General features: G+C 65.3%; 1 protein-coding gene. It reads right to left on the reverse strand.

From position 1 onward, the window contains the following. A partial coding sequence (locus GY769_13595) for a hypothetical protein (protein MCP4202951.1) occupies positions 1 to 681 on the reverse strand: 681 nt, incomplete at both ends.

The following is a 681-nucleotide window of genomic DNA, read 5'->3' on the forward strand; positions in this document are numbered from 1 at the left end:
CCCCGCACTCAGAGACTCCGAGGTTCTTGCCTGCGCGATGAAGGTCCGGCTTCGCTCTGCGAGGAAGTCCTTGTAGAGGGGACTCAAGAAGAATTTATTTTTCAGCTGCAGCGGAAGGTCGTTGTAGGCGTAGCACTCGGCCGCCGAAATGTCCGCGACCGCGGCTTCCACGAGCGCGTGACCGATGGGCGGCAGCAGAGCCGGCGCGATCTTCACCAGGTCCCCCATGCAGGACGCCATCTTCCTCAGGTCCGCCCACGTCGCGCGCAGCAAGCGCGTCAGCACGAAGGCGGGGTACTGGCGGATCTCCAGGGGCAAGCCCTCGACGAAAACCCCGACGTCGTCCCCGACGAAGGTGTCTTTCAAGTCCTCGACGTGGTGCACGTACTGCCGGAACCAGAACTTCACTGTGTAGGGACTCATTGTGTCCTGTGAGCTCCACTTGTCCGCTTCGATCGCCGTGTTCGTGGCGGAGCAGACCTTGAGGATGGTGTCGCTGTCCACCTTGTCGTCCTCGTCGAGTGTGGCGAGCTCCTTCATCAAGGCAGCGCGGCCCCGCCACGGGAGAGCGGACTCGGTCGAGGCGGCCTCGGCGGCGGCGGCGTCGTCCGCCTCCTGCCCGGGCGCGGGTCGAACCCTGGCCCGTTTGGAGGCGGAGTCCGCCAGAGAGTCCGCCGGCTC

The sequence above is a fragment of the bacterium genome, from assembly GCA_024224155.1.
Taxonomy (GTDB): Bacteria; Acidobacteriota; Thermoanaerobaculia; order Multivoradales; family JAHEKO01; genus CALZIK01.